The sequence below is a fragment of the Chloracidobacterium sp. genome (assembly GCA_016720705.1).
Lineage (GTDB): Bacteria > Acidobacteriota > Blastocatellia > Pyrinomonadales > Pyrinomonadaceae > OLB17.
The window spans coordinates 826,988-853,841 of the sequence record JADKKB010000005.1 but is presented as its reverse complement, the minus strand read 5'-3'; the positions used below and the strand labels follow the sequence as shown (position 1 = coordinate 853,841).

Here is a 26,854-nt window from a genome sequence, read left to right as displayed (position 1 = left end):
ACAAACCAAGCGTGTTTGCCTTGTTAGGCCTACTTTTGTCAATACCTCAATATTTTGGCCAAGTACCGGGGACAAGTTTGTCCTTCCCATTCATTGAGGATTCACATGAACTTGGGCACTCAAATTGAGGTGTTCGTCGCTCCTAAACAAGAAGCGAAAATGGGAAGAGTTATATAAAGATATTATACGAACCGCTTGGCAAAGAAAAATTCATTAACTGGCCAGGAAACAATCGACGGCTACATGCAGACGCCTTTGATTCTCGAAAGGCTGTCACGCCGAGATCAAATTCAAAGGTTGGGTTATAGTATTTGGGTGCGTAACTTTATCTCTTACGGAAATGGAAGCGTAAGAGCGACTAAAGGGGATTCATGCACGCATATTTGAAGAACGATCTTTTGGTTGTTAATGGACATCCAATTTTACGAAGAGTTCATTCACCGCCAGACAAATGTGAGGAACGAGAAGCTGAATAAAAGTAGCCTAGATGCGTTGGGGTATCGCATTTCTTTGATTGGCTTTTAGCTAGCTTTCAAGGCAAGCAATGGGTTGGACCTTCTGAAACTCGGCAATGGAAAGTTCGAATCGACGCAGTTCAACTCGAGAAAACAGCCAAACACGAATCCTTTAAGGACAGTTCAGTGGGACGGACAAGTTAGACCTTGATTTCACTTACGGGACGACGGCGAATAATGGGAATGTGTTGACGCAGACTATCGGCTAAGCCAGGGCACTCATCCATTTGTGCAGACTTGCACCACGATTCGTTAAATCGGCTAGGTAGCGCGAACAGGACGTACAACAACCTCAGACCTGGCGGCGGGATTTTAGATTTCGACCGTTATGGCAATCGGAACTTTGTCGAGTCCTAATACGTCATTTGCGGATTCGATAATACGCTCAATACGGAACTGTGCGACGCTCGAAAGCAGCTAAATCCGGGCATCAGCAGCAGCAGCAACAACCGGATGAATTCAGCCAAGACTACACCTACGACGCCGCTGGAAACACCCCAACCGACGCAAACGGCCAGATATTCGTCTACGACGGCGAAAACAAACAAGTAAAAGCTTCGACAAGCAGCGGAACTGGGTTGGAGAGTACTTTTTACGATGGCGACAATAAACGCGTCAAGAGAGTACGCTTCCGGGCACAGGAGAAACCACGATCTTCGTCTACGACGCCGCCGGAAAGCAAATCGCAGAATACTGACGATCGTCGCCGATGCTTCAACGGCAAAGGAAGTACGTATCTAACTCCGACCACCTGGATCAACACCGACGTTACGGGAGCAGTCGCTTCCCGTCACGACTACCATCCTTTCGGCGAAGAGATTGCCACGTCGCAGCGCACTTCCGTCCTCGGATACGCGGATGACACTATAAGGAAGCAATTCACAGGGTACGAAATTGACGGAGAAACAGATCTCGATTTTTGCGATGGTTACGGATGTATGCGAACAGGCTTGGAAGGTTTAGTTCGATTGACTTTGAAAATGCTGGTGCCCTAGATATTGAACCGCAGAGTTGGAATGCCTATTCATATTCCTTGAACAATCCCGTTAATATTACTGATCCCAGCGGCTTACAGTGGGTAACGAAAGACGGCGAGGAATTACGGAATGGATCGAAGATGATGTATATAATAGTGCAGAAGGTCAAGCGACCCATGGTCCAAATAATAAAATGGGTGGCGTGATGGAAACGGTGGATATTCATTGATTGCCTCGCTTCATGGTAGTGACGCATTCATTGCGGCAAATAGGCACTTGATTGGAAATTATGCGTATCATAACGCAGACGGTAGTCTTTCTCTAGCGGGAACGCCAGGGCCTGATGGGGTACTGATTTTAGCCTGCTGGCGCTCCAATTATTGAATTTCCAATTTTCTCTAGCGGCAGGCGCGGCAGGTGGAATTCTCAGTAATCCCATTACGGTGCCGGCAGTTTTGAGCGTGGGTTCGATCGGCTTCCTGATATGGAATGGAGGTCCTGATATGTTGACGCCAAATGTTCCCCGACTTCCATCGACCCCGAATTCTGCAACAAATGTCGCGACTGCAGTAGCGAGTTCCACTGCTGGATATCCGAATTGCGCCTGTGCTGCCCCAACCATTTTGCAGATGGCAAAAGGAGGTAAACAGAATATTAAGAATGAATGGAATGCAAAGGCGGCGGCAGCGGTTGGGGGCGGTGTAGCCGCTCAGGCAGAATATTTAAAAGCGGCAAAAGCCAATCCTGAGAACGCGGGCTCAATACAGAAGATTAATACTGCCCCTTAAAGCAATCGGAGCAAAGAGAAACAGCATAAAATAAGACAAGCGATATGAGAAACTTTAGTAACTCAATACAAATTAAGTGGTACATCTCTTACGAAATCCTGGTTTTTGAAAAGGATGACACGAAATTGCAAACAGCTTTTGGTTTGGGAGAACCTAATTCTAATTGAAGCAGACAGCCCGGAGGAGGCTTTAGATAAGGCTATTAGTCATGGAAAACTTTCCGAAGAAGAGTTATTAATCGATGACGAGAAAGGGTACTGTCGGTTTAAGGGTATACGGGAAGCTCGTTCCAATATATGATGAATTGGTTGATGGCGTTGAGATTGAATGGGCACGAATTCGAATCTACCAAAGATCAGTTACGGCGAATGATTCCTCCCAAAAGAAATTACAGGCATTTCAACCTCTTACAAATTTTGAGAACTAGACAGAGAAAATACGAGGGTCAGGTAACGCGATTCTTCCAGCAAAGGAACGGTATAAATAGCCGCAATCTCACGCGAGCAAGGTAGACGCGAGAAGCATTACGACAAGCTATACATATGATCGCTTGAACAGGGTTAACGAGCGTTCGTACGCGATGCCGAGTTCTACTCCTAGTCCGTCACAGTATCAGAACTCGCCAATGGTGAACTTCCGAGGACGGGGTCATCGATGAAGTTGCCTTTGGTGTCAAGTGCACGTGTGACAGGCACACGGTTGAAAGTGTGAGATCGAGTTGGTTGGGTGCTTTTTGACGATAGAACAGACCTGCCTCCTTTTGTTATTTGGTTAAAGTTCTTTCAATCCTGCAATAGACCGGGCGGACCTGATTTTACAAAGACGGTTTCTCGAGGCATCGATTTAGGATCGGTGTTGACAGACAAGGAACTCGATCATCGACAGGCGAAACCGTTCTGACGTTGTACATCGGAGTTGATCTAGAACCGCAACCGCAACCGCCCGCGGTGTAGACCTCCCAAGATCGTTACCAGTCTAAACTGGAGTTTTCGGGTTAATGAGAACTTGGTCGTTTGATGCTCTGGGAGGCATGCCTCCCAGCGAATATCTCACAAAACACAAAACCGGAAATGTGTATTCCCCAAGCTGGTACTAATCGCGGGAGGTTTACATTGGGCGTGTACATTTACTCCTTTGGTCCGAGGAACGAGAGCGACGTGCAGAAATACCCTTTGATGCGACTAGGGTAATGAATAGAGATCTACTAAAGTTTCATCAGAAAGGGGATCATTCCCCGAAAAGCTAGAAGATCTCGAAGGTGTAGTCTGGGAGAAAAAGGATAGAAATTACGTGTCGCAAGGCCGCTCGATGATACATAGAAATTACTTCTACCTGTATTCAAAGATAGATCCCCATCGATTTAGTCTGTGGGCCGTACCAATTGGCAAGGTGCGTGACGAAGCACTGACACTCTTTCTGGTCGGAACTCCTACTTCCGGACAGAACGTGGAAAGGCCCGGCATTGCCATTTCCTGATATTGAGAACCTGTCCGCCGCCCCTTCGTCAAACGACCTGATCTATGTTGGGTCTTGTCGAGCAACCGAATACCCGACAGGAGTCGAAATCAAAGTGAGAACATTAGCGGAATCATTTCAGAATGCGTTCCGCTGCTAACCAAAGGGTTGTAAGTTCGAGTCTTACCTGCGGAGCCAATTAACTTAACACGTTACGGGTATCGAATGTCGTTACCCGTTTTGTTTTTCTCCAATAATTTCCTCTCCGAAACAGCACAGTAACAGACGGAACATCCATGCAACAGTTCGCCTTCCAAATGCATATCGACACGCTGATTGCCTTGGGGCAAAAAAAGCGCGATTGCCGCTTCTGCACCGAGGTGCCTTACTGACTGCCGAACACCACAGTCGAGACCTCGTATGCTGAACCCGATCCCCTGGATCTGAGTGGAGGTGGTTCTCATGCAGAAAGTTAGAAGAATGATTGGCAACTGGCGCATTTACTTGGGTCAGACGTCTCTGCGATTCGAATGAGGATACTTTTTCAACCTCGGTTTGACATTGCTTTAACAGTAGTATTTAATGCCGGAAACATTGTGATTGAGCCGCCTCACTGGCATTATCTAAGGAACCGGCTTTCTTGATTGCACTTGTTATTTGCAAATGCTGGCTTTGAACTCCCGAATCGAAAGACTCCTCACAAGAGAAATCCCTTCGCCTGTTCCCAAGCCGCAATTAGTTTTCCATTTACACATACTTATTGGAGAGCCCATGTCCAAGAAGAAACTAAGAAACCGCAGAATTGTTGAGACGCTCGATCTCGAACGATTGGAGCAACCCTCAACATTATTGAACTTACGAGTTCCGCTGACGACATGGCTGGGTCCATGACGGGTCGCCTGAAGTTGTTTATACGCTCACAATTGACGGTATAAGTGGGCTAACCTTATCGCTATTTATCGGCATTGGGGAAAAATCTATGAAATTTCTTGCTTGTTGTGTGAATGAAACTATCGGCCGTAGATGCTTCGCTGCTTTTTCGTCGTTGGGGGCGGTCATCGGGAACTCCTAAAAGGCTTGGTACAAGCGTTCTCTTCGATGGTCAATCGACGGTTGGTGTCCGCGCTGTTGATCGTTAGTATCTTGTCGTTATCGACTCCAAGTGCACCAAAGGAATTTTCAGGGGCCGTTCGTGGTGGCTACCAATATTTGGCGTTCTATAGTGCTACTAGCGGTCTTGTCGAGAGGATAATCGACTACGTGTTCCCGGCTAAAACGAAGCAACAGGAAACCTAGGAATCGCGTGATTCTCAGGTCGTCCGATTCGGGGCCTCCTTCCCAGAAACGGCATCTACAGGATCTTTCGTTCAGGTTGACGCGATTCCATATGACGCTAACGATATTCCGGTTTCAGGTGTCAGGCTCATGTGGGAGATTGAAACTCCTGAAGGCAGGGTCGAGTCGGAGCCTATTGGGATTTTGACTCTGAAGAGTGTCGGACAATATAACCTGCGTGTTGAAGGCGAGTAAGAGCCAAGGCTGGACAATCGACGTGGTCGAACAGCAAGTAACGGAAAGCACTATAATCAAGAAAGAGGATAATTCTCCAAGTCAACAGAACCTTCTTCCATTTGAAGACTGGAACCCGGATAACATAGTATTTGCTGGCCATCCGAGAAACCAGCGTGGTGAAACACCAGGCAAACCAAAAGAAAATAGTAACTTCAGTATTGCGGCGCCGGTTATCTCGGTTCCGGGCCGAGCCGGGCTGGATTTGAATCTTAGCTTACGCTACAATTCGCGGGTTTGGACCAAAATGGGTGGCGACATTTCCTATGATATGGACAAGGATCCAGTTGCTCCGGGATGGGGAATTGGGTTTGGAAAGCTGATTCATTTTGCCGGAGGAGGTATCGTTCAGTTCGACGGAAGTGGTTCTAAGAAGTTCTTTGCGGGCAGCGTCAAAATTGAGTCGAACAGAAAAATCTTCGAAGGGCAAAGCAATGACGGTTCGTTTATAAAAGCCCGAAGCGTTTTGAACGGAAGCGTGATTAATGGCCAGACTTGCTACAACGCGGCTAATGCAACTTATCTGAAATATCCCGACGGATCAACTATCGGATATACAGCGTGGTATGCTACGGGCGGCTGTATAACTGAGGGAAGCCCGATAACAATGGTTCCTACTTCTGTCGTCGATAAGCACGGCAACGTGATGAACATTTTCTGCCATGCTCCTCAGGACGGAAGGTTTATCAATTACATCAAGGATACGTTGGGACGGATTTATACTTTTAACTACACCCAAATCGGCGGCAAACATTATCTAACAAGTATAACCGCACCGGGCCTTCCGATCCCAATACAAGCGTAGTCACTGAAAGAACATTCGTCCGGCTTAATTACAAGGATCACACTCTTGCGTACAATTTTGATGGCCTCAATCCCAAGGTCCGAGATGACAATAACTCGATAAAAGTATTATCTGCGATTTACTATCCGTCAACAAACACGGGGTATTGGTTTGGAGATTCCGATTCGTATTCTCCTTACGGAATGATTCGTAAGGTTGAAGAGCAGAGAGGCATGAGTTTTAATTCCTCGACTGGAAGTATCGCTCCAAGTCCCATTGTTTCGCGTTGCCGCGTCTATTCGTATCCGGAGAACACAACGGCATCTATACCCGACGTTCCAGAATACACGACTGTTACCGAGACTTGGGACGGGATGCCTAACCCTTCATCTCCAGCCATCACAACCTACGCCGTCGATTGGGATGCAAATCCGAGGACAACAACCATTACGCTGCCGTATCAGGCGGGTAAAACCACCGAATATTCGTTCAACAAAACTTATTCGAGCAGCGAGGCGGAAAAGGCGAAAGACGGGATAACCTACAAGACCGAGTATCGGGATCGGGACAATGTCTTGCGATCAATCGATGAGGTGGATTGGGGACTGGACGCTTTCGTTCTCGGCTCACAACAATACAGCGACGTATAACTTAACGACGCCGCTTCCAATGTCAGTGACGCACTCCGAGATAGAAAATAACGTCGCTCTGACGAAAAAATCCATATTCGACGTTTACGGACCCTTTAACCGTGTTCTGGAAATGCATGAAGTCGGATTTAACAATGAAACACTGCAAAAACCGTAACGCAATACACCGATAAAAACGACGGGTCATTAACGGAAAACGAGTGGGCCTCTCTACCGCGTTTAATTAACCTGAAGACCACGGAGGATGTGTTTGACGGCGCAAACAATAGGATTGACCACACGCAGCTAAGATACGACGTGGCTCCAATTTTCAAAATTAATAATGTAATCCAGAATTATGGGGCATTTTGTCAGGGATCACCGTGTCCGGCTGAGTTCATGGCAGAACGTGGGAATCTTTCCAACATAATAAAGTACAATGTAGTCACAAATACAACCCTTGACGGACTAAATATTGATGGTCGTACGTACGATTCGGTCGGAAATGTTGTCAACTACAGCCCTCGGCAATAGGAATGGATATGACATTTACCACTTACGCGTCCGCGACGGGATTTGCCTACCCCGAAATGGTAATGCAAGGAAGTGGTAACGTTCCAAACTCCCAAATTACAACAAGTGCGACGTACAATTATAATACAGGTCTTCCGCTAACAGTTACGGATGCGAACCAAAAAACAGCGTCGTCCGAGTACGATTCATCGAATTGGAGATTGAAGAAAAGTGTTTCTCCAACAGGGGCCTACGCGGTAGAAGACTATGATGATTTGAATCGCGCGTACACGCAAACGGGTTATTCGAGCGGCGGAGAGGTGGTCGGAAAACAGATAACCCGAGTGAATGGTTTGAGTCTGCCTTATCGTCAGGAATCCCTATCGCGAACCAACCAAGATGGAACCGAGACTTTGATGTTGTCGAAACAGAATATGATGACCAAGGTCGAACCAAAAGGACTTCTAATCCGTTCAAAAGTAACGAGAACTCTCACGGGGTCTATTGGTCAGAGATTTTTTATGATTCGATTGGCCGAGTCGAGAAATCAAGGAGTCCTGACGGAAGCGAGAAGAATAATTATTACGATGAAGTGATGCGTCCCAGTGTTGCAACCCTAGGTCTTGGCCACACTTTTCGCATAAAAGATCCGACAGGTCGCGAGAAATGGCACCGAACGGATGCTGATGGTAACGTGGCTGAAGTTGTTGAGCCAAATCCTGACGGTGACGGCTCCGTTTCGACAAACGGCCTATTAACCAAATATTCCTTTGACAGGTTGGGACAGTTAGTTCGGACTGAACAGGGAGTCCAAGAACGCAAATTCCGATACGATTCCATGGGGAGGATTACCGCTCAAAAGATGGCGGAAACAAACTCCAGTCTGGATGTAAATGGCACGTTTGTGGGGGGCTCAAACCGGGCTATGGTCTGATGTGTTTACTTACGATGAAATGTCTAACGTAAAAACATCGACAGACGCTCGTGGTGTAAAAACCACCTACTCCTACCAAAATCCCGCAATCCCAGAACTTATCATCGATCCGCTTAACCGCTTGTTCTCAGTTACCTACGAAACTAATGGGGCTGCGAATGTTCTGCCAAGTCCAAGTGTCAAGTTTGAATACCAACCGACCGGGAACGTTTCTCAGGTCACTGGCATATATACTGAAACTGCAGTTGGAGGAAATCCGCAGAGGGTGGTAACAAATAATTTCCTCTATGACTTGTTCGGCCGGATAACGGAAAAGAAAACGACGTTGGCAAGTCGTCCGGATTTTCCCATGGCGACCAATTACGTTTACGACTCGTTGAATCGAGTCACAGACGAATACTATCCGGCTCAGTATGGAATGGGAAATAGTCCCCGGAAGAATATTAACCACACGTTCGATCAAGTGGGACGACGAAGCAGCTTAAAGGTGGATAATGTGAATTATGCATCGAGTTTTGTTTACAACAATCTCGATCAGGTAACTTCCGTCAAAATCGGACCAGCTGGAGCGAACCAGATAACAGAACAGTACGACTACAATTTGCAGTCCGGAAACCTACAGAACCAAAAGGTTTTGCGAGGAAGTGCTACTCTTCTGGACCTTTCATACCAATATCAGCAATGCTCTTGTTCAACAGGCGGAAGTGGACAGATAACCGGTATTACTGACAATCTTAACCGGAATAAAGATCGGCTGTATGAATACGACAAGCTCTCTCGACTCAAAAAAGTTACGGGTGGCCTAAATCAAACCTGGTCGCAGGGATACACTTATGATCGGTTCGGAAACAGACTATCTGTTACAGCATTGGGTTTTGAGGCTCTTCGTGTACAAGATCAGGCAACAAGCAACAAAAAAGAACGGGACAAAATAATTGACGATGTTGTTCCGAAATCCTCGTTGCTGACCAAAGATGTATTGTTAGAGAAAGTAGCTGATCTGAGCATACTTAATAGAGAAACGGAAAACGAATCAAAACCAAGCCCGTTAGATCCCAATAAACAAAGTGAGCAAACTTCCACCAGTGTGAATTTGACTACACCGGGCACGCCGTTTGATTTTGACGGTGATAGTAAAGCCGATTATTCGACTTGGAATAGATCGGTCAGTTCGGTTCCAGTAGGAACATGGACTATAAAAACAGTCAGACAGGACAGAACAGCTCAACCCAACTTGGTGCAAGTGGCAATCAGATCGCACCGGCTGATTACGATGGCGACGGGAAAACCGATATAGCAATTTGGAATCCGAACAATGGTCTTTGGACTATCAAGAAGAGTTCGGACGGCAGTACCTTTACGCGAAGTTTCGGTCAAAAAGGAGATGCGATCGTTCCGGCTGATTACGACGGTGATGGAAAAGCCGATGTTGCCGTTTGGCGCCCTTCGTCCGGAGAATGGTATATCACAAGAAGTTCTGACAACAGTTGGTACGTAGTGACTTTTGGGGGACAGCAGTTTGGTGATGTTCCAATCGTCGGTGATTACGATGGGGATGGCAGCGCCGATATTACTGTATGGAGGCCAACGGGCGGCACTTGGTACGTATATATTTTGACGAGTGCGACCAATCAGGTACTCCAATTCCAGTGGGGTATTCCCGGCGACGTGCCGGTGGCATCGGACTATGACGGCGATCACAAAACCGATCTGGCTGTCTGGCGGCCCTCGACCGGTGTTTGGTATGTTCTGCCGAGTACGACGTGGCAGTATTACGCCGTTACATTTGGCGGGCTCCAATTTGGGGACATACCGGTTTCGGCTGACTACGACGGTGACGGAAAAGAAGATATAGCAGTTTACCGGCCTTCGACTGGTGTTTGGTACATAACGCAAAGTTCGAACGGACAGGTTACTTCGTCACAGTATGGAACGAGCAACGACATTGCTGTGCCATCGGCGTATCGAAGACGAAGCAGTGCTCCGAATAATCAGAATAAGGAAATCCCGCGTGACGGACATGCAACGCTTGCGTTTGATGCGACTTCAAACCGGATAACTACCACCGGTTTTGAATACGATCTGGCCGGAGCGCGATGCAAAAAGACGGCTCGGCGTTACGATTCCAATACGACGCTGCCGGACGCATGGTAAAAGTGAAGGCGGATAACGGAACGACCATAGCGACATACACCTACGGGATTGGACGTGAGCGGGTTGTCTCACAAGATGGCGATGAGAACTCGACAAATCTGACCTATTACGCCGTAGAGGGTGGATCGGTCATAAGCGAATACTCCGAAGGTGCGGGACAGGTTTTGACGTGGGTCAAGAACTATATCTATCTCGGAGGCTCTTTGCTTGCGACCCAAACCAAAAACGGAAGCGGTGAAACTGTCCAGTTTAACCACGCTGATCAACTCGGAACCCGGATAGTCACCGATCCGGGTACGGGAACTTCGTTTGAGCAGAACACATTGCCATTTGGAACCTCGCTCGACAGCGAATCTACAGGCTCAACAAATCGTAGATTCACGACTTACGACCGAAGTGCTTCGACTGGATTGGATTACGCTAACAATAGGTACTACGATTCGCAGCAGGGCCGGTTCGCAACTGTCGATCCAATCAAGATGGGTTCTGTTAAGATACTTAGTCCTCAGACCTTGAATCTTTATGCCTATGTTACTAACGATCCGATCAACAAAGTTGATCCAAGTGGTTTGGACGGGACTCCACCGCGATATTCGACTATTTATACTACCTTTCCAACTTTAGGCGGGCATTCCGGTGGAACCGGTACAAGCATTCCGAACTGGCTGGGAAGTTTTCTTACGGGGATCTTAGGAAATCTTTTCGGCGGCGGCCACAGCTATGCAGGGACGTTTGGAACTCCGACCTATTTTTGGCAACTTGACACGGCAACCGCAACCCTTTCCGCTCCGCCGCCCCTTCCAGGAGCAGGAACTACTGCCAATGTGTCCGCGCCACCAACACTATTTGGCCCTTGCGACATACCAATACTCAAGAAACTTTCGGTAGTCAATTGGACCGGGGATGGAGCTGGGGCGAACAATCCTTATGTTGCGGCCACTATGTACGACGACTTAATTTCTGCTGACGGAAATTTCGATGGGCGGAATTTGGCTGGGTATAAATGAAGCTTACCGTCCGTTTTCGGTCCAGCAAGACTATTGGAACAAACAACAGGAGAATGAGGCGGCTGTAGCTCGCCGAAAGCCGAAACCCTACCGAAATATATTAGCGGCCGCGTTCCCCGGAACAAGCAATCACGGCGGCGGAACCGCACTTGATATTGACACAACATACTTACCTAAGGTTCTGACGCAAGGGCCGGGAAAGGGGAAAACTGTCAAACAAATATTGGAGAAGTACGGTTTTAGCCGACCTGCAAGTACCATGGCAAGGAAGGATTACCCTCACTGGCAACATAAGAGTGCGTCGGCAAACTCTGTCGAAGCAAATAGGGTGGCCAGAGAATATTATGAGAATTGTCTGTAACAAATAATTGAGTTGACAAGTTAATTACGTTTCGAAGGGGAGATTATGTTCAAATTTGATTTTGTAAAGATAGTTTGTTCGATGGCTCTGTTAGTTGCTTGCTCTGCCGGATGTCAGGTGCTCGATCATCCGGAAGCAGCAACTTCATCGAATCTCGCAACAACTCCGCCTTTCGCGCCAGTGGATCAATTCAAGTGGATCGAAATTCCTACTTCGTTTCAACTATTTGCGTTTGCTTCGTCCGATGGCAGAATCGTCGCAATCGGTCAAAAAGGCATGGTTGAAATCGGTGAAGATGGGAGTTTGACAAATCAAACATCATTCAGAATTACAGATGCTTTTCGATCGGTCGATGGCGGTCTGACCAGGAAAGCAGATGACGCAAAGGTATTTGATTTGGACGATCTGTGTTTCCCGTTGAACGCGAAAGTCCTTTCTGACTCAATAGCGGTTTATGCTAACTGCGAGAACACGACGCAAGTGTGGAATATCTCCGTCGGAAGCGAGTATTCGAATCTGACATTGACCGACTTTATTTACCCTGACAACAAATTCCCAAGAACCACTTTATGGGGACCTACCCGAATGACCACTACTTCTGACCGGTCGGTGTTTCCGTCCTTCTTAAGACCTGGGCCGGCTCTTTTGGGTTCTAAAGAAAAGGAATCCCGATTCGAGATTTTATGGCAGGGAAAATGGGAGGATGGCGGGATCGCCGCCGTCGATTTTGTTGGCAGAAATGGATGGATGCTATTAAGCGGAGGAAAGCTTTTACGTTCGATGGACAACGGCGGCAACTGGGTCGACTACTCCAACATTCCTGATGACGCACAATTCAAGGTCACGAACATGAAAATGATGAATGAATCAGTCGGGTTTATCGTCGGTGGAGAAGGGCTGATCCTTCGTACGGAAGATAGCGGAAAAACTTGGACCAAAGAATCCAGCGGCGTAGATAAAGCGCTTCAGCGGATCACCTATGGTTCTTCGATCGCCGCTTTCGGCCCTAACGAGATAATCGTCATACGCAACCGTGATGATCCGAAATGGAAGAAGATTGAGTTTAAGCCTCGCGGTGATTTTCGACATGACATTTAGAGGCAAAAAGCTCTATCTCTTAGCCGACGGAAAATTATTTTATAGCGATATATCAGACCCTGGATAAAACAAGGGTCATTTAAGAATTTTGTTCGGTAATCGAGCTCCGAAGTTCTGGGTAAATAGCTCCATTCTTTTGTACTCCTTATCAATATGTATTTGGAAAATTGCTGACTGAGAGTAGATCAATAGCATAATTCCTCAATGGTCAACGCAAAAGCACGCACGGAAAGTAGAGAAATCCGTGCGTGCTTTTGCGTTGACGTCTCTACCGGCTCGGCAACATCGATCCAGCTAATCGAGACTTTAATGGCTTGCCTACCCCTTACTCTCGAACCGTAGGTTTTACGGAGCGGCGGCGGGGCGGCGGTGGAATAATGCAAATAAAAAAGAGGGGCAGCCACCGCGATTCTTCCAACAAAAGAATACGGTCGATGGTCGCGTTCTCTCGCAACAAAGGTCGATGCGAGGAGCATCACGACGAGCTATGCGTATGACCGTTTGAATCGCGTCATGCAGCGTTCGTAAGCGATGCCTGATCCTCCTCCAAGTCTTTCGCAATATCAGAACACGCCCACGGTGAACTACTACTTCGACATTCTACGTGGGGGCAATCACGATCGTTCCTGAAGTCATAAAGACGTTTTCTCGAGGCATCGGATTAGGATCGGTGTTGACAGAGTTTTATCCAGTGAAAAAATTGCCGGGTTAGTTAGTTCGTCAAAGAGCGAAACCTACTCTGGTTTCGCACTCGATATTGAATTCGCCGAGAACTCCGATTTGACTAAGAATGCCCTGCACTGCCTTCCTGAGGATGTTCGATTCATGACGACTGCCGCTCACGTCAGTCAACTTTCGCAAATTTAGATCCATGCTAAATAGACTCAAGATATCACTCATTCTGGCGCCGCTCGCGTTATTGATGCTGGTGGGCGTGTAAATCTATTCCATTTGGTCCGAGGAACGAGAGCGACGTGCTGAAATTCCCTTTGATGCGACTAAAGTAATGAATATAGATCTACTAAAATTTCATCAGAAGCGGGGATCATTCCCTGAAAAGTTAGAAGAACTCGAAGGTGTAGTCTGGGAGAAGAAGGAAAGAAATTACGTGTCGCATGGCCGTTAGATGATCCACCGAAATTACTTCTACCTGTATTCAAAGATCAATCCCCATCGATTTACTCTGTGGGCCATACCAATTGGCAAAGTACGCGATGAAGTATCCACAGTCTTTCTCGTCGGAACTCCTAGTTCGGATCGAGCGTGGAAAGGCCCGGCATTGCTAATTCCGGATATTGAGAAACTGTCGCAGGCCCCTTCCTCAAACAAACTAAACATGTTGGGTCTTGTCGAGCAACCGAATGCCCCAAGGGAGTCGAAATCCAAGTGAGAACATTAGGGGAATCATTTCAGAATGCGTTCCGTTGCTACCCGACGGGTTGTAAGTTCGAGTCTTACCTGCGTACGCTCCCCACGGACCCAATTGAACATGTCGAATCGCGGGCCGCAATAGATTCGTACGTTGAACAGTCGCGATTGAAGATGAAGATTAGGGATTCTTGGACACACGCTTCCGATTTTTCTGATAGCTCGGTCGCTTATATACAGGTAATCCGAATATTTGCTCCTCGAGCTTTTGGAATTGAATCCTTCTATATTCGCCTTTTTCAATATAGCCGAATCTCTCAAAACGCTTTACGAGAAACGCGTAGCTGACCACCGCTCCACATGAGCGCTTGAACCTAACAATGGTTTCCGGCGTAAAGGAATCCTTGGTGATGCCTAGGTCGGCTATATGCGCGAGCATTTCGGTGTCAGGATAAATAAACGCTGCGGCAAAGACCTCGGCTCCGATCTCGACGACCTCATTTTCATTGTACTGGCCACATTCATAGCGGCCTTCGAGAATACTTTCGTGATCTACGTAATGATGCTTAAGCTCATGCATTAGAGCGAAAAGCTTTGGCTCGCGAGGGAGGCTGCGTTTTACAGCGACCGATGGTTCGCCGTCCGCGAAATAACAGGCCTTTATCTTATTCCCTTTAACATCCCAGTAGTCGATCGTTACCCCCTCGGCTTTGTAGATCCGCCTAACGACATTCAGATTGATCTTGCTGGTTTCGATGTTGTATTGCTCGCGTTTTTCCTGAGCAAGCAGCTTCATCTGCTGATAGTAGGGGGAATTACCAGTAGCCATGTTTATTTTTTTCTTTTTGCTGATTTTAGTGCCTGACGAGCTTTTCGAAACTGGGCATACTCGGTGAGTTCATCAATGTCTTTTTGACCGAGTTCACCAAGTGCACTCATAAGGGCCGCCAGCCGTGTAGTTTCCATCGCAGGAAAAAATACGGAGATGTTAACACCGAAGAACTTAGCTAATTTGTGCAGGTCCATAGCAGATGGTTTATAGATTGCACTCTCCCAGCGAGAAATCGTGTTGGCGGTGGTTTTCATTTCTTTAGCAAGATCTTCCTGGCTAAGACCTTTACCGCCGTACTTCCCGCGCAGCTCTTTTATTCGCTGGCCGATATTTTCGTACAAGTCGCTCATGGTATCCTGTAACAGGAAGTTAACTTCCTTTATGCGTTGACGTGATGTACTCTCTACTGTAGTATTAATTTATCCTTTAACAGGATACAGCATAACGGTTCTGAGCGTCAACAAATTATGAATAAAATAACAACTTCAGGAAAATACGCTAGCGATTTGGCCCCGGGGATTTTAGACGAGCGAAAACTTCCGGACGCATCTTTCGATCGCGTCTGGGATTCAATCATTCTTGATAAAGAGTTAAAAGACCGCCTGCTTTGCCAGGCGATATTAAATTTTACAATTCGTAAAAACGTCGGGAGAGAGGTGATTCCGATGCACGGCGTGATTTTGCTCGTCGGACAGCCGGGAACAGGCAAGAGCTCGCTGGCCCGCGGACTAGCTTCCCAGGTTGCAAAGCATTTGAGTTCCGGCCCGACTTTTCTCGAAGTTGAACCGCACGGGTTGACGAGTTCGGCCATGGGTAAGACACAGCGGGCTGTAACCGAACTGCTGGGGTCGACTATCTCGGAATATGCCGAACAGGGTCCGGTAATCGTTCTGTTGGACGAGGTCGAAACTCTCGCAACTGACCGAAAGAAGCTCAGTATGGACGCAAATCCCATTGACGTACATCGTGCCACCGACGCCGTTCTCGCCCAACTCGATCATCTTGCCGACCGATATGACAATCTGCTCTTTATAGCTACCAGCAACTTTGAAGGAGCGGTCGATGAGGCTTTCATCTCCAGATCTGATCTTGTGCTTCAAATTCCGATGCCAAATGCCGACGCCCGTAAATCGATATTAGAAGACACGATCACGGGACTCGCCAGAAAATACCCTTCGGTAAAACAAATACTGCATGATCCCGATTTTGCAAGATTAGTAGTTGCAACCGACGGCATTGACGGCCGGCAGCTGCGTAAATTGGTGGCTACAGCTTGTTCGTTTAGACGTGAGACGGCCGTGGATCCGAGTAAGTTAACCGCAGCTGACATACTACGCGCCGCGAAACTCGACCGGGACGGAGGACTCGCCGCGAAAGGGAAAGGAGCTTAATTATGTCAACAATCGCGAGAAGAGTTGCTGCCTCACCCGTAAGAACTGCGTCCGAGGCGTGGCGATTCATCACCGAGCTTTTATCGAAGCCGGATAGTAGTGGACGTGCTGAGTTAGTAGCCGTTACCGGGATTGCTTGTTCGCTTATAGCTGATGAGTGTTTTAAGGGTGCTCCGGCCGTTGTAACCGACAGCGGTCCGCAGGTGCGCGTTTACTGTGTCTACGTTGAGGACGCGATCGACGGGACCAATGTCAATGAAAACGCTCTTAGTTTCGATGCAACCGAGGGCGATTGGAAAATGTCGCTTCCGTGTAGGGAAGAGGATCTGGACTGGGTGGCGGCCAGCCTTAAGAAAAAGTCGAGCCGGATCACGGCCCGCGACATGGATGGCGACGGCGGTGTAACCGACGATCGGGCTGCGTTTTTGAACCAGGTCGAGGTTAACGTGGAGGGATTTTTGAACTCATGAGTACGCAGGTAGCCGTAAATACACATTCACATTCCGTAACGTATGTGACCGACAAGCTTCTTGGATCGGTAAAAGAGATCGTCCGCTTAAGCGGGCTCGATCCGGATAAGCTCGGTGACGACTGGGAAGTGCTTGAGCGCGGTATTCTGACCTGGTTGAATGACGAACACCTTGAGGTCGTTCACCTTGAGGTCTACCACGCGACCACGGATAAGCTGGTCGGTCGGTGGGATTTTGATATTTTCTACAACTATTCTTCCGGTGACGGCTCCTTTTGGCAGGATCCGGATGACATCAAATACCATATCAGGAAACAAAATCTTGATCCGGCCAATTGTAGTTACCGGGTTGTAACGACCACGACACCGGGTCGCCGCTACGTGAGCGGCTGGTCTGGTACGTCGCTGCGGTCCACAGATGGTTTTGTGAGGCAGGGCATAGGCACAACGATCAATGGCGGAGGTCTGTCTGCGGGGGCTGGGTATTGGAGAAAGAAATAATATGATCACAGTTCAAGAGGCATTTAAGAAATTTCGAAGCAGGTTGGAACTCAACGACCGCGAACAAAACGACGCTTCGAGACGACAAAAGGATATTCGCCGCGTAATGAAGGATGCGTTTTCGATTGATCGCGATTTCCTTACGGGCTCATACGCCCGACACACTAAAACCAAGCCGTTGAAAGACGTAGATATTTTTTGCGTGCTGGGAGACAGTGAACGGCATTACCGCAAGGAAAGCCCTTCGGTATTGCTCGCAGATGTCGAAAAAGAGCTTGCAAAGGAATACGGTGCGGGAAATGTAACTCAGCAAAGGCGGTCGGTTTGCGTTGATTTTGGAATCCGGGTAGATGAAGAAGGCGGAACGGATGATAAGGTGATGAGTTTTGACGTGGTGCCGGCTTTTGACGAGGTCGAACATTATGAAATTCCGGACACCGCGACAACGTCCGGATGGACAAAAACGGACCCCGAGATCCATGCTGAACGTGCCGTCCAGGCACAGCAGGCCTACAACCGAGAGTGGAAGGGATTGGTCCGGATGATGAAATCCTGGAATCGCGAAATGGGTAAGCCAATAAAGCCGTCTTTCCTGATCGAGGTAATGGCCCTAGAAGTTTTGTTCCCGCCATTCGGCGGCACTTATTCGAGGGAGATTCAGGCCTTTTTTCACACTCTTGCTGACAGAATATCTGAAACATGGCCGGACCCTGCGGGCCTCGGACCAGATGTGAGCGATCGGATGACGCCTCAAATGTGTGCGGAAGCACGACGCGTGTTACTTGACAGCGAGCAGCGAGCTGCCTTGGCGATCAGGCAAGAACGCGAAGGTCGAAATGGAGAGGCCCTGAAAACCTGGCGAGCACTTTTTGGAAAGCAATTTCCACTTTCATGATCTAAAGATTTTATTATGGGCGAACAAAGCGGAGCACGGATCGGTGGAGACGACTACCAGCATTTATATAGCTGGTATTTGTTGTTAAAGCTACTTTCCGAAGGTAGCGATTATGAATACGCCTACGTCGAGCATCCGAAAGCGGGTGCGGCGGACGATGTGACGTTGCATCCTAAATCAGGGCGGATGATCCCGTCGCAATACATCCAGGTGAAATGGCACGTGTCGGCCGCCGCTCAATACAACTTCGAACTCTTAGCAACGGTAAAGAAACCAAGCACGACTTCGCTGATTCAAAAACTGTTCCAAAGCTGGAAGTTGCTTCAGAAAGACGGTCCAACGGAAATTTGGCTGGTAAGCAATTGGCCTGCCGCAATAGACTTTGGCAAGTTCATACACGAAAACCACGGTTTCATTGACCTTTTTCATAGTTGCAGCAAGCGGTCGAAACCTGGCAAGGCTCGTAGTTTGTGGCAGAAACACGTGAACTCCACAGATGAGGAGATGGCGGAATTCTGCCGCGATCTAAGACTTCGTCTTGGTTTTGTAGGCACGCGCGATCTGGAAGAGATAGTCGATGAACGAATGTCTAACAACGGGTTAATGAGCGGTCCAAAAGCGCGAGCCCTAGCCCTGGCCGCGATACGCAACGTAATTAAGGAAGGGGGGGCAAAGAAAAAGATCACTCGCGAATCGCTAATCGAACTTGTCACCGAAAACGGTCTGTGGGCCGAGGCCAAAGATAATCCAAAAGCCCAACTTGAGATTCACGGCTGGGTAAAACGCAAATTTGATGGGTCGCCTACGGTCGAGCTTGATTGGACCGAGTACATCGACCGTGATACGAGGCGCGTCCCTGATCAGTCTGACTGGCAACAGAAACTTCTGCCTCAGCTGATAGAAGCACGGAAGATTTTTCAGCAGATGGAAGATGGGCATTACATCGATTTTCGCGGAAAGTTGCCCCTCACGACCGTGCTTGCCGTCGGTGCCGCATTTCCCGAAGTTGCCGGTTTTGCATTCCGGGCCGAACAGCCAACGGACAGCGAAATCAACCTTTGGCGATCCGATTCGCCCCCCACTGGCCTTGTTTTTGATCGAACTCGACACGCCGATAACGAAGAAGGGGACGATATTTTAATAGCGTTATCGATTTCTGGTAGTGGTATGCATGATGCAGAAAACTATTTTAAGGAGCGTGGTGATACATTCTCGGCTCTGATCTACGCTGAGCCCGCAACGGGAACGGGAAGTTCCGCAATCCGAAACGCAGGAGATGCCGTCGCACTGGCAAACGATGCGAAAAAGATAATTAGAGAGTTTCGGGAATTGTACCGCGCGAAAAACACCCACCTTATACTTTTTGCTCCGGCGGGGTTTTGTTTGTTTCTTGGCCAAAAACTGAATGCGCTGGGACAAATCGTGGCCTATGAGCGGACCGCAAATGGCAGTTATCAGGTTGCGGTTAAGATTGCTACCGGGTAACGACTAAAGGGTGATGCGGGTGAGCTTGATCGCGGGGTAAGGACGATTGCCGACGCCGTGCGGCGAAATTCCTTTGTCGAGGATTTATCGTCAATTAGTGCAACGACAACCTTGCCGTCGTTTGCCGTCGCTTGTTGTAGAACTAAGACGAGATCCCTATCTTTGATCCCAGAGCGATCCATTACAGATGAATCTTAAAACGAGTCGCATCTACAATCCTACCCGCGATAGTAACGGATTGATCTATCATTACAGTTCGGCCGAAGCTTTTTATCGATCTGCACCAACAAGAACCTGAGATTTGAAAGGCTTGATGCTATGAATTACTCAAGGGAGTTAGAGTGGGGCAAAGATAAACTGGATGAAAAAACGGTTCCCTCGTGATTGGACGACCCATCATTGAAAGCAAGGGAAATGTTAATCAGTGGCATTATCTCGTCTGCTCAAGCAATATCTCCCCGCGGCTACCATTTTGATCGAAACCGTGCGGAATTTTCGCCCCCGCGTAGGTTCTTTCGTGTTGCAACTTTCTAGTGTTTCGGCCCTGCACAATTTCGCTCAGCTCTTGAGACAATTGTCCGGTTTCCACGCCAACTGAAATATTTCCTCTTTCGCCCAAGTATTCGTTAAGGATCACAGAAGCACGATCCTTGACTAGTCTTGGATCGGCGTTTGAAAGCGACAACGCCAGCAGTTCTGCTTTCATGACGTCTTGCAGTTTTTCCACTACAATCTCGGCTCGCGCTCCCCTTTGTTCCGAAAGGTTTCGAACTGTCGCCTCTAGATGATGCTTCTGCTCCGTCGCTCGCTGATAAACGAAATCTCTTTCTGCGGGAGGCAGCTTTCGGTAAAGGTCACTGTGATCGAAGCTGTTCTTGTACCGAAGCTTCGCATCCGGCGTCTTGAGACTTTGGAGAAAGTGTTTTGTCGCGGACAGGGATTCGTCAAGATACGTTCTTCCCATTCGAGATTCCAGACTATTAACCAATTGCTGGGCCTCTGGGCTTGGAGCGATCTCACCTCTTTTCAAAGCCTCAGTTCGCGCTTTTGTGGCGGCGCCATCACCTGCATAGCTGAGTTTCGCTACGGTCATTTCTGACGTGAAGTGTCGAGGCGATTGCTCGGTAAACAGCATTTGCATCTCATTGGTCGTTAAGGCAGGTGAATTCCTAGGATCTCGATCTTGGCCATTCCGTTGATTAAGACCAGCTGAAGCATTGTCAATCCTGATCTTTGACGACGCTTGAATCACTTCTTCTCGCGTTTGACAGCGGTCTAAGATTTGAGCGTAGTCTCGATACCGCTCATTGAAATGTCGAAGCCTCGTTTCAGGTTGTTTGAGTTGGTGTTCAAGATATGCAGACGCGAAACGGAGGTCCTCGTAATTTAGCTCCTTTCCTTTCACAACATTCTCAATCGCTTTATCAGATTTTGCCTTAAACAGCTTCAGGATTGTGGAGGGTGGAATCCCGTTCTCCAAGGCCTCGTCCAGGGCTGGAAATTTAACCTGAGACCAATGTTTCAGTTCGTCGGCCGACATCTCGGATGCAAGAAGGGTCATCTGCGTGCTTTCAAGTTTAATTCGCTCGAAACCAAGTGTTGTCTGACCGCGTTCAGGATCCCGTTCGGTCAATAGATATTCAGCGGATTCAGCTATTTCTTCTAGCTCTTCGCCTAAAGAATGTCTAGTGTTCTGCGAATTCGATTCGACAAACTGCTCGTATTGGATCGAACGGTCAGATGGTTCTAATCTTTCCATCTCGTCGGCCACCTTCTTAATTTCCGCTAGCGTCCTGTCGAACCGTTCTCTGGTTGATTCCGATCTTCCCTCTTCTCTAACCTCACCTAGCAGTTCCTGTTTTCCATCTAACGCGTCGTAGATCCAACGAAAGACCTTCGCCTCCGTTTCACGATCGGAATTACTTCCCGCGATGGCCTTCCCATATTCCAAGATTTTGGGAGCGACTTCGCGTGTTTTTTCTGATCCGACCAGTTGTTCAAGCCGACTTACGCCATAGCTGAGGCTTGCTAGTTGGAGCGGTAACTTTAGTTCGTGAGATTCCTTCGGAATTACCAGTACACCGTTTTGAACGGTTCCGCCGCGCTCGTATGCATCCCGAAGAAATTGTGATGTGCCGTTGAGGTATGAAGCATGCTCGCTCCTGTTACGACCATTGGTGTCGTCCAGTTTGGATAGTAGAAGGTCTGATTTGCTAACCGAAAGTATCTCGTTGATCGCTCTTTCTGTTCGTGGATTTGATGGGCGAGAGTTTACGTCTTGAACAATAGGGGATCGTGCGGCATGGTTCAGTTCTCTTGCGTCAATTGCCTTTGCAACCTTTTCGATCGCGAGCTTAACGACATCCGCGTGGCACGTCTGCCCCGCTCGACAAAAACATGTGATCGAGATTGGTTGGCCATTCCTGAATGCTTCGCCAAGCAGGACCATGCCGTCCCTAAGTCCACCTTCGTTTTGTTTGTAACTACTTCGAAGTCGTTCGGAGTAAGCAATAAGGGCGGCATCGCGACCGTTACCGCGTGGTGCAATTTCGTTCCGATTGGGCGAAAGAAGACTCAATTCTGGAGTAATAATATTCCCCAGATCCAAACTTCTGTTTGGCGATTGTGATTCATTGTTGCTTAGGCGAGCTATTACCTTATTGCTCAGATCAAATTTCATGACTTGCCCCATCCTCTTCTCGAACTTACCGAGCTATGAAAGGGCAAATAATGTGCCTAAGCTATAAGACATGGACGCGAATTATCGTTCCATTTCTAGGCTGATTTCTCGCTTATCTGGTTTGTGCCGAATGACTCTTCTTTGTTCTCTTTCTTGGACATCAGAGGTATGATTCTGAACCGCTTCAGGGTTGCGATCCGGTAATATAGCGATGTGAAGAATCTGGTCGTAGGTACTCGAATTGTGGCTAACAGAGCGTTCGAGAGCCAGTTTTAATCTGGATGCCTCCTTACTGTCGGGTCTGGCTGCGATCCTCTTCTCAATCTCGGCTACTTCTTTATCCCTAAAAATTGGTTGGTAATCAGGCTCCCCAGAACTTTGCCACCAGGAGTTTTGCTTGAATGTTGCGGCTTCCCTGCCAGTTTCAATCACAAGTTCTTTTGCTGCAGCGAGACTGGCCTTTAGATCGGCCTCACGCACCTTTACTCGTCCTTCGAGTTCGTGCCTCAACAATCTGTGATCCCTGCTCTCTAACAACAAATTTAGTCCGTGATCAAGGATCGATCCTTTTCGCGGTAGATCAGCATCGTTCAGACTCAGATAACTGATTGACCCGTTCGTTTTGTCCTCGATTGCGAATTTGTGAAATCGCTTCGTTTTTCGATAGGATGCGAGGTCTTCTTTCGCTTTGTTCAACTCGATATTGCATAGGATCTCTCGGGCGATCGTCCGCCCAGCGGCGAGGTCTGTATCGTGACCCCAAATCGTTTCCTTAGACGTCGCACCTGAATTTAGTTGCTGCCCTTCAAATTTCCCGATCAACTGCTTTTGCAGGCTCCAATTCGCCAGGTACTCTTTTGGCAGTCTAAGTCTTCTAGCGAGAATATCGATTTCAAGCATATCGTCCGCCGAAAACTTTGGCTCAATTTCCCTTTTCATGGTGTTGTTTCGGTTTAGGACGTCGTTCAGAACTCCAACCACCTTCCGGCACCTTTGAGAGTCTTTTTGTAGACTCATTGATTGATCGTTCAAACTGCTATTCACAGCTTCTGTCACCAGGCTTTGGTCTGATTTGGTATACCGGCGGCTTTCTCTATTCGTCAAAGATTGGATCGCGACGCGAATGCTCTGAATAACCGACCCATTCGTGTAGTCTTTAGCCTTTGATTCATGGTCGATCATGGCCAATGAGATCCGTTCTTTTCCCACGGAAACTCTCCGGTAATAGGCATTGTCGCGGAAGTCCATCAGCTTCCTTTGCCGATGCTGCGATCTCAGTTCGGAGAGATTTTTTTGAGCGGCAAGGCGTTCAAGATCCTCCTTATCTCTTGGTTGAATTTCGTTTCTGGTCTCGAGGTCGAGACGGATCTGTTCCAGGAACCCGTATTCCCGAACTTTCGAGTTCGCAAGACACTGATTTTGTAGATCGTCCAGCTCTTTTTTGGTGAAACTAGGTGACGGCAATTTGGTTCCGCTTTTCTTATGGACTTTTCTTATCTGCGCAGCTTCCTTTCTAACTTGGGCCGAGTCTTCCTTTAGCTGAAAGAATTCCGACTCCTCCTTTGCCAAGATGCTGTGCGTTATCGCCCGAATCTGCCGAGCCTCAGCAGTATTATCTAAGTCACTGAGTCCAGTACTCGCCGACTCCAGTTCCTTTATCGAAACCTTGTGTTTCACCCCAGTTTTCGGATCGGAAACCGGAAATCTCAGGTTCTGACGATGCTCCACGATGAAGGCAATTCTTTCCTCCTTAAATTTGAGTTGGTATTCCGCCAGAATCCCAAGTCGCAGTGTCTCTCGTTCGTCAAAGTTTCCCCTCTTATTCTCGACGTTGGTCTTTTCGTGCGTTCTCGATTTATTTTGGTCTTTGGCATGTCTCTGTGACGGACCGCGTTCAGCGATCAATTCCTCCAGGTTCGTTTGAGCGGATTCGATAAAGATCCCCTCGACGATCTGCTTTTCTCCATTGATTGACTCAAAGTGTGGAAGTGCCTCTCGCGGAATTTTATTTAGTGATCGGGCTCGAAGGTCTTTGGCGAAATAGCGCTTTTGAATTGCAATATGAACGTGTGGGTTTGCCGTATTGAGATGAACCGCTCCGGCCCACGCGAGTCTTTCGCTACTGAGACTCTTTTCAAGCTGACTCATCGCGAATCGGGCAACGGCCTTTAGTCGTCGCTTTCGCACCTCATCAGTAGAGCCAAGATCATGAAAATCTTCCGGCCTGAATGAAAGCACCAAATGATGGAGTTCGTCGTTGGATGGCCGTCCTTTTCCGCAGTTCGACTTTAGAAAGTTGTTGGCGTTCCGGACGTCCAACTGGTCGGTGAAAGCGTTGAAAAGTTCACGGCCTTTTTCTGGCTCTTTGTCGGGGTCTATTTTGCTGTGAGCCAGATAGTGTACAAGCCCGCGCGAACTACCTCTTTTTGACTGGACGCTTGCGATAATTCTCATGACGGATCTGTTTGCTGCTTCTGCAACTTAGGCATGGATTCGATCCGCTGTTTGAGGACTGCCACCTTGGTACCGAGATAGCTTCGTTCTTTCAAGTCATCGTCGACCACATGCTCATGAAATAGAAGGCATTTCTTAAGATCTGTTACGGCGTGATCGATCAGTTCCGCCATTGCGGTTGAAGCTATAACGACGCTATCTTTTCGATCTTTTGTATCGGTTGACGCGAACTCAATTAGCTTGGTAAAGACAAGATTCATGGATGAGATCGACATGCTTGACATTGAGTAGATCTCGGTAACAAGAGACCTCGTAATTTGAAGTAATTCGGATACTGTTTCTAGTTCTGATTCCAGACGTTCAACCCGATCTCGGGTCTCGGCAAAGTTGCCATTTAGTGAGAGATTAATGGACTCGTTGTCACGCCCCTTACTAACAAGCCAATCGAGCTTCATTTGACACTGCCCTGCCGCGAATTGCTTCTGTCTGTCGTTCAATGCGAAATGGATCATTCGACGAACTATCGCGGCCTTGTTCTCTCCGGTTTCCTCTGCGATCTCTTCAAGTTTTCCATGATCTTCGTCATAGGGCCGAACGCTTATCGGACGACCCTGTTTCAGTTCATTCTTAACATCAATATTCTTCGCAATTCTTTCTTTGTCACGCTTTCTCATTTTTCCGGTTTTTGCTGTGCCGTTTTGTCACCACTTCGTCCTTTTGTAATTTTTCGGACAGATTGGAGCTGAGCAAAGCACGTGCCTTTAATGAGTTTTTCGGTTAAATTTCGGTTTGTAATTTCGGTGACAAGGCGTAAATCAATGTAAGTAATACGTTTACGCGAATTACAATGGCTGGATTCTGGTCTATCCTGTCATACACCTGCAGCTGTAATTTTCATTTTTTACAAGGCACCTGGAGGCTCCTCTTTTTTACGCCAAAAGTGGTGCTCCTACACACCACCTTTTCTATTAAATTCCCACTGCTTTCTGCTACGGCACGCCGATTGATCTCTTCCTTGTGACAGTTATTCTACCGAAGCAAAGGAGACCAATTTAATGAACGAACAGCGTAATATCACCCCCTCTTCAAAATCGAATATCGAGCGGCCACTTCTGCAGATCAACCGCCTTACTTACGTGAAATTGAATGCAAGAATACTCGAAGCAACTGAGGAGAAACTCAAGCAGTATCTTCAGTTCGCGACGGCCAACATGAATACCGAGATCACGAATGACGATGTTGTCGAGTACGCGCTAAACCACCTTTTCGAACGCGATCCCGCATTCAAAAGCTGGCTTAAAATTAAGACTTAGAAGGGAGACTCTAGGCAGAAAAGGCTGATGGAAGGGTTCCGATACGGTCCAAATTTGCAGCCGGAACGAATGATTGATGGGCTATTCCGTATCTGGAAACAACCTTCTCAAGCTCCGACTCAAAATCACGGATGTCGAACTGTTCGGTACCATTTGAAAGATGGCCGGACAGTTCCTCCAGATCCTCTGCCGACAGATCGCTGCAAACTTTTGCCGAACTGCGAGCCAGCCGGTCTGCCACTTCTTGAAAAGCTACTCCGGAATGACCTTTTAACCCAGCGCCAGGAAATATGATGACCGTAACAGGCTTTCACGAGATGCGTCCAGAACAGACGATTAGTACGCATTCTGATTCGACCTGCCATCGTGTCGATCACATATCTTGAATCTGATACGATCTCGACCCGGCAGGAGCGGTGCAGTTGTTCCAAAGCCTTTGTACACGCGAGTATTTCAGCCTGCTGATTGGTAACCTGTCCGAGATATTTGGCTACCAATTTGATCTCCAGGCGATTGTGATCAATCATCACCGCACCGCATCCCGCCGACTCGTGAAACGCACCATTTCTCAAGCATGACGCATCGGCATAGATCCTCACTAGAGGCGTATAATCATCCGCACTTCTGATACTGCTTTTGTTTTCAAGTAACCTTATTACACTCATTGTCCACCTCTTGTTTT

The 26,854-nt window shown here is 47.9% G+C and carries 24 protein-coding genes; 17 read left to right on the top strand and 7 right to left on the bottom strand.

Going from position 1 to position 26,854, the window contains the following annotated elements:
* Positions 1-913: 913 nt before the first annotated feature.
* The 11 genes from IPQ00_07155 to IPQ00_07105 all read left to right on the top strand — a co-directional run bounded on the left by IPQ00_07155 (position 914) and on the right by IPQ00_07105 (position 12,784).
* On the top strand, positions 914-1,510 hold the full coding sequence (locus IPQ00_07155; protein ID MBL0240336.1) for a hypothetical protein: 597 nt from the start codon (positions 914-916) through the stop codon (positions 1,508-1,510).
* The gene (locus tag IPQ00_07150) at positions 1,450-1,698 is read left to right on the top strand and encodes a hypothetical protein (GenBank protein ID MBL0240335.1); all 249 of its coding nucleotides are present in this window, start codon (positions 1,450-1,452) and stop codon (positions 1,696-1,698) included. The genes IPQ00_07155 and IPQ00_07150 overlap by 61 nt, the downstream gene beginning before the upstream one ends.
* A gap of 174 nt (positions 1,699-1,872) precedes the next feature.
* Positions 1,873-2,280 carry a hypothetical protein gene (locus tag IPQ00_07145; GenBank protein MBL0240334.1) on the top strand — a complete coding sequence of 136 codons (408 nt, stop codon included), beginning with the start codon at positions 1,873-1,875 and terminating at the stop codon, positions 2,278-2,280.
* Between the two features lie 2,971 nt (positions 2,281-5,251).
* Positions 5,252-6,109: a hypothetical protein gene (locus IPQ00_07140; protein MBL0240333.1), complete on the top strand. Its 858-nt coding sequence runs from the start codon at positions 5,252-5,254 to the stop codon at positions 6,107-6,109.
* A gap of 212 nt (positions 6,110-6,321) precedes the next feature.
* Positions 6,322-6,738, top strand: a complete 417-nt coding sequence (locus IPQ00_07135; protein MBL0240332.1) for a hypothetical protein — start codon at positions 6,322-6,324, stop codon at positions 6,736-6,738.
* A gap of 515 nt (positions 6,739-7,253) precedes the next feature.
* Complete coding sequence (locus tag IPQ00_07130) at positions 7,254-7,826, top strand: hypothetical protein (GenBank protein ID MBL0240331.1); 573 nt, start codon at positions 7,254-7,256, stop codon at positions 7,824-7,826.
* A 297-nt stretch (positions 7,827-8,123) separates the two neighbouring features.
* Complete coding sequence (locus tag IPQ00_07125) at positions 8,124-9,461, top strand: hypothetical protein (protein ID MBL0240330.1); 1,338 nt, start codon at positions 8,124-8,126, stop codon at positions 9,459-9,461.
* Complete coding sequence (locus tag IPQ00_07120) at positions 9,353-10,318, top strand: VCBS repeat-containing protein (GenBank protein MBL0240329.1); 966 nt, start codon at positions 9,353-9,355, stop codon at positions 10,316-10,318. The genes IPQ00_07125 and IPQ00_07120 overlap by 109 nt, the downstream gene beginning before the upstream one ends.
* A gap of 2 nt (positions 10,319-10,320) precedes the next feature.
* Positions 10,321-11,325, top strand: a complete 1,005-nt coding sequence (locus IPQ00_07115; protein ID MBL0240328.1) for an RHS repeat-associated core domain-containing protein — start codon at positions 10,321-10,323, stop codon at positions 11,323-11,325.
* Positions 11,297-11,686, top strand: coding sequence for a D-alanyl-D-alanine carboxypeptidase family protein (locus IPQ00_07110; GenBank protein MBL0240327.1), 390 nt, complete (start codon positions 11,297-11,299; stop codon positions 11,684-11,686). The genes IPQ00_07115 and IPQ00_07110 overlap by 29 nt, the downstream gene beginning before the upstream one ends.
* Positions 11,687-11,731: 45 nt before the next feature.
* The gene (locus tag IPQ00_07105; protein ID MBL0240326.1) at positions 11,732-12,784 is read left to right on the top strand and encodes a hypothetical protein; all 1,053 of its coding nucleotides are present in this window, start codon (positions 11,732-11,734) and stop codon (positions 12,782-12,784) included.
* Between the two features lie 1,549 nt (positions 12,785-14,333).
* Here IPQ00_07105 and IPQ00_07100 read toward each other — a convergent pair.
* Both IPQ00_07100 and IPQ00_07095 read right to left on the bottom strand, forming a co-directional pair.
* The gene (locus IPQ00_07100; protein ID MBL0240325.1) at positions 14,334-14,981 is read right to left on the bottom strand and encodes an ImmA/IrrE family metallo-endopeptidase; all 648 of its coding nucleotides are present in this window, start codon (positions 14,979-14,981) and stop codon (positions 14,334-14,336) included.
* Positions 14,982-14,983: 2 nt separating this feature from the next.
* Positions 14,984-15,334, bottom strand: a complete 351-nt coding sequence (locus tag IPQ00_07095; GenBank protein ID MBL0240324.1) for a helix-turn-helix transcriptional regulator — start codon at positions 15,332-15,334, stop codon at positions 14,984-14,986.
* A 315-nt stretch (positions 15,335-15,649) separates the two neighbouring features.
* Between IPQ00_07095 and IPQ00_07090 the strand changes: the two genes are divergently transcribed.
* The 5 genes from IPQ00_07090 to IPQ00_07070 are packed head-to-tail and all read left to right on the top strand — an operon-like array spanning position 15,650 to position 19,725.
* Entirely contained in the window at positions 15,650-16,375 is a 726-nt protein-coding gene (locus tag IPQ00_07090) for an ATP-binding protein (protein ID MBL0240323.1), read from the top strand.
* A 2-nt stretch (positions 16,376-16,377) separates the two neighbouring features.
* Complete coding sequence (locus IPQ00_07085; protein MBL0240322.1) at positions 16,378-16,845, top strand: hypothetical protein; 468 nt, start codon at positions 16,378-16,380, stop codon at positions 16,843-16,845.
* Complete coding sequence (locus IPQ00_07080) at positions 16,842-17,345, top strand: HORMA domain containing protein (protein MBL0240321.1); 504 nt, start codon at positions 16,842-16,844, stop codon at positions 17,343-17,345. The genes IPQ00_07085 and IPQ00_07080 overlap by 4 nt, the downstream gene beginning before the upstream one ends.
* Before the next feature lies 1 nt (position 17,346).
* Positions 17,347-18,240 (top strand): nucleotidyltransferase domain-containing protein, encoded by an 894-nt coding sequence (locus tag IPQ00_07075; protein MBL0240320.1) that lies wholly within the window; start codon positions 17,347-17,349, stop codon positions 18,238-18,240.
* Between the two features lie 15 nt (positions 18,241-18,255).
* Positions 18,256-19,725, top strand: a complete 1,470-nt coding sequence (locus IPQ00_07070; protein MBL0240319.1) for an SAVED domain-containing protein — start codon at positions 18,256-18,258, stop codon at positions 19,723-19,725.
* Here IPQ00_07070 and IPQ00_07065 read toward each other — a convergent pair.
* From IPQ00_07065 to IPQ00_07050, 4 genes are all read right to left on the bottom strand, one after another.
* A complete protein-coding gene (locus IPQ00_07065; GenBank protein MBL0240318.1) occupies positions 19,695-19,907 on the bottom strand; it encodes a hypothetical protein in 213 nt (70 codons plus the stop codon). The genes IPQ00_07070 and IPQ00_07065 overlap by 31 nt on opposite strands.
* A gap of 248 nt (positions 19,908-20,155) precedes the next feature.
* The gene (locus tag IPQ00_07060; GenBank protein ID MBL0240317.1) at positions 20,156-22,405 is read right to left on the bottom strand and encodes a hypothetical protein; all 2,250 of its coding nucleotides are present in this window, start codon (positions 22,403-22,405) and stop codon (positions 20,156-20,158) included.
* 81 nt (positions 22,406-22,486) lie between these two features.
* Entirely contained in the window at positions 22,487-24,859 is a 2,373-nt protein-coding gene (locus tag IPQ00_07055) for a hypothetical protein (GenBank protein ID MBL0240316.1), read from the bottom strand.
* Positions 24,856-25,533: a hypothetical protein gene (locus IPQ00_07050; protein ID MBL0240315.1), complete on the bottom strand. Its 678-nt coding sequence runs from the start codon at positions 25,531-25,533 to the stop codon at positions 24,856-24,858. The genes IPQ00_07055 and IPQ00_07050 overlap by 4 nt, the downstream gene beginning before the upstream one ends.
* A gap of 381 nt (positions 25,534-25,914) precedes the next feature.
* Between IPQ00_07050 and IPQ00_07045 the strand changes: the two genes are divergently transcribed.
* On the top strand, positions 25,915-26,172 hold the full coding sequence (locus tag IPQ00_07045) for a hypothetical protein (protein MBL0240314.1): 258 nt from the start codon (positions 25,915-25,917) through the stop codon (positions 26,170-26,172).
* Positions 26,173-26,297: 125 nt separating this feature from the next.
* Here the strand turns inward: IPQ00_07045 and IPQ00_07040 are convergent, their stop codons facing one another.
* A complete protein-coding gene (locus tag IPQ00_07040) occupies positions 26,298-26,837 on the bottom strand; it encodes a hypothetical protein (protein ID MBL0240313.1) in 540 nt (179 codons plus the stop codon).
* Positions 26,838-26,854 lie beyond the last annotated feature (17 nt).

Coding starts and splice junctions, on each gene's coding strand:
- IPQ00_07065 (MBL0240318.1), bottom strand. CDS start 19,907: ATGGATCGCTCTGGGATCAAAGATAGGGATCTCGTCTTAGTTCTACAA.
- IPQ00_07060 (MBL0240317.1), bottom strand. CDS start 22,405: ATGAAATTTGATCTGAGCAATAAGGTAATAGCTCGCCTAAGCAACAAT.
- IPQ00_07055 (MBL0240316.1), bottom strand. CDS start 24,859: ATGAGAATTATCGCAAGCGTCCAGTCAAAAAGAGGTAGTTCGCGCGGG.
- IPQ00_07105 (MBL0240326.1), top strand. CDS start 11,732: ATGTTCAAATTTGATTTTGTAAAGATAGTTTGTTCGATGGCTCTGTTA.
- IPQ00_07110 (MBL0240327.1), top strand. CDS start 11,297: ATGGGCGGAATTTGGCTGGGTATAAATGAAGCTTACCGTCCGTTTTCG.
- IPQ00_07125 (MBL0240330.1), top strand. CDS start 8,124: ATGGCACGTTTGTGGGGGGCTCAAACCGGGCTATGGTCTGATGTGTTT.
- IPQ00_07050 (MBL0240315.1), bottom strand. CDS start 25,533: ATGAGAAAGCGTGACAAAGAAAGAATTGCGAAGAATATTGATGTTAAG.
- IPQ00_07095 (MBL0240324.1), bottom strand. CDS start 15,334: ATGAGCGACTTGTACGAAAATATCGGCCAGCGAATAAAAGAGCTGCGC.
- IPQ00_07090 (MBL0240323.1), top strand. CDS start 15,650: ATGCACGGCGTGATTTTGCTCGTCGGACAGCCGGGAACAGGCAAGAGC.
- IPQ00_07080 (MBL0240321.1), top strand. CDS start 16,842: ATGAGTACGCAGGTAGCCGTAAATACACATTCACATTCCGTAACGTAT.
- IPQ00_07040 (MBL0240313.1), bottom strand. CDS start 26,837: ATGAGTGTAATAAGGTTACTTGAAAACAAAAGCAGTATCAGAAGTGCG.
- IPQ00_07085 (MBL0240322.1), top strand. CDS start 16,378: ATGTCAACAATCGCGAGAAGAGTTGCTGCCTCACCCGTAAGAACTGCG.
- IPQ00_07100 (MBL0240325.1), bottom strand. CDS start 14,981: ATGGCTACTGGTAATTCCCCCTACTATCAGCAGATGAAGCTGCTTGCT.
- IPQ00_07135 (MBL0240332.1), top strand. CDS start 6,322: ATGAGTTTTAATTCCTCGACTGGAAGTATCGCTCCAAGTCCCATTGTT.
- IPQ00_07045 (MBL0240314.1), top strand. CDS start 25,915: ATGAACGAACAGCGTAATATCACCCCCTCTTCAAAATCGAATATCGAG.
- IPQ00_07075 (MBL0240320.1), top strand. CDS start 17,347: ATGATCACAGTTCAAGAGGCATTTAAGAAATTTCGAAGCAGGTTGGAA.
- IPQ00_07120 (MBL0240329.1), top strand. CDS start 9,353: ATGGACTATAAAAACAGTCAGACAGGACAGAACAGCTCAACCCAACTT.
- IPQ00_07150 (MBL0240335.1), top strand. CDS start 1,450: ATGTATGCGAACAGGCTTGGAAGGTTTAGTTCGATTGACTTTGAAAAT.
- IPQ00_07070 (MBL0240319.1), top strand. CDS start 18,256: ATGGGCGAACAAAGCGGAGCACGGATCGGTGGAGACGACTACCAGCAT.
- IPQ00_07130 (MBL0240331.1), top strand. CDS start 7,254: ATGGATATGACATTTACCACTTACGCGTCCGCGACGGGATTTGCCTAC.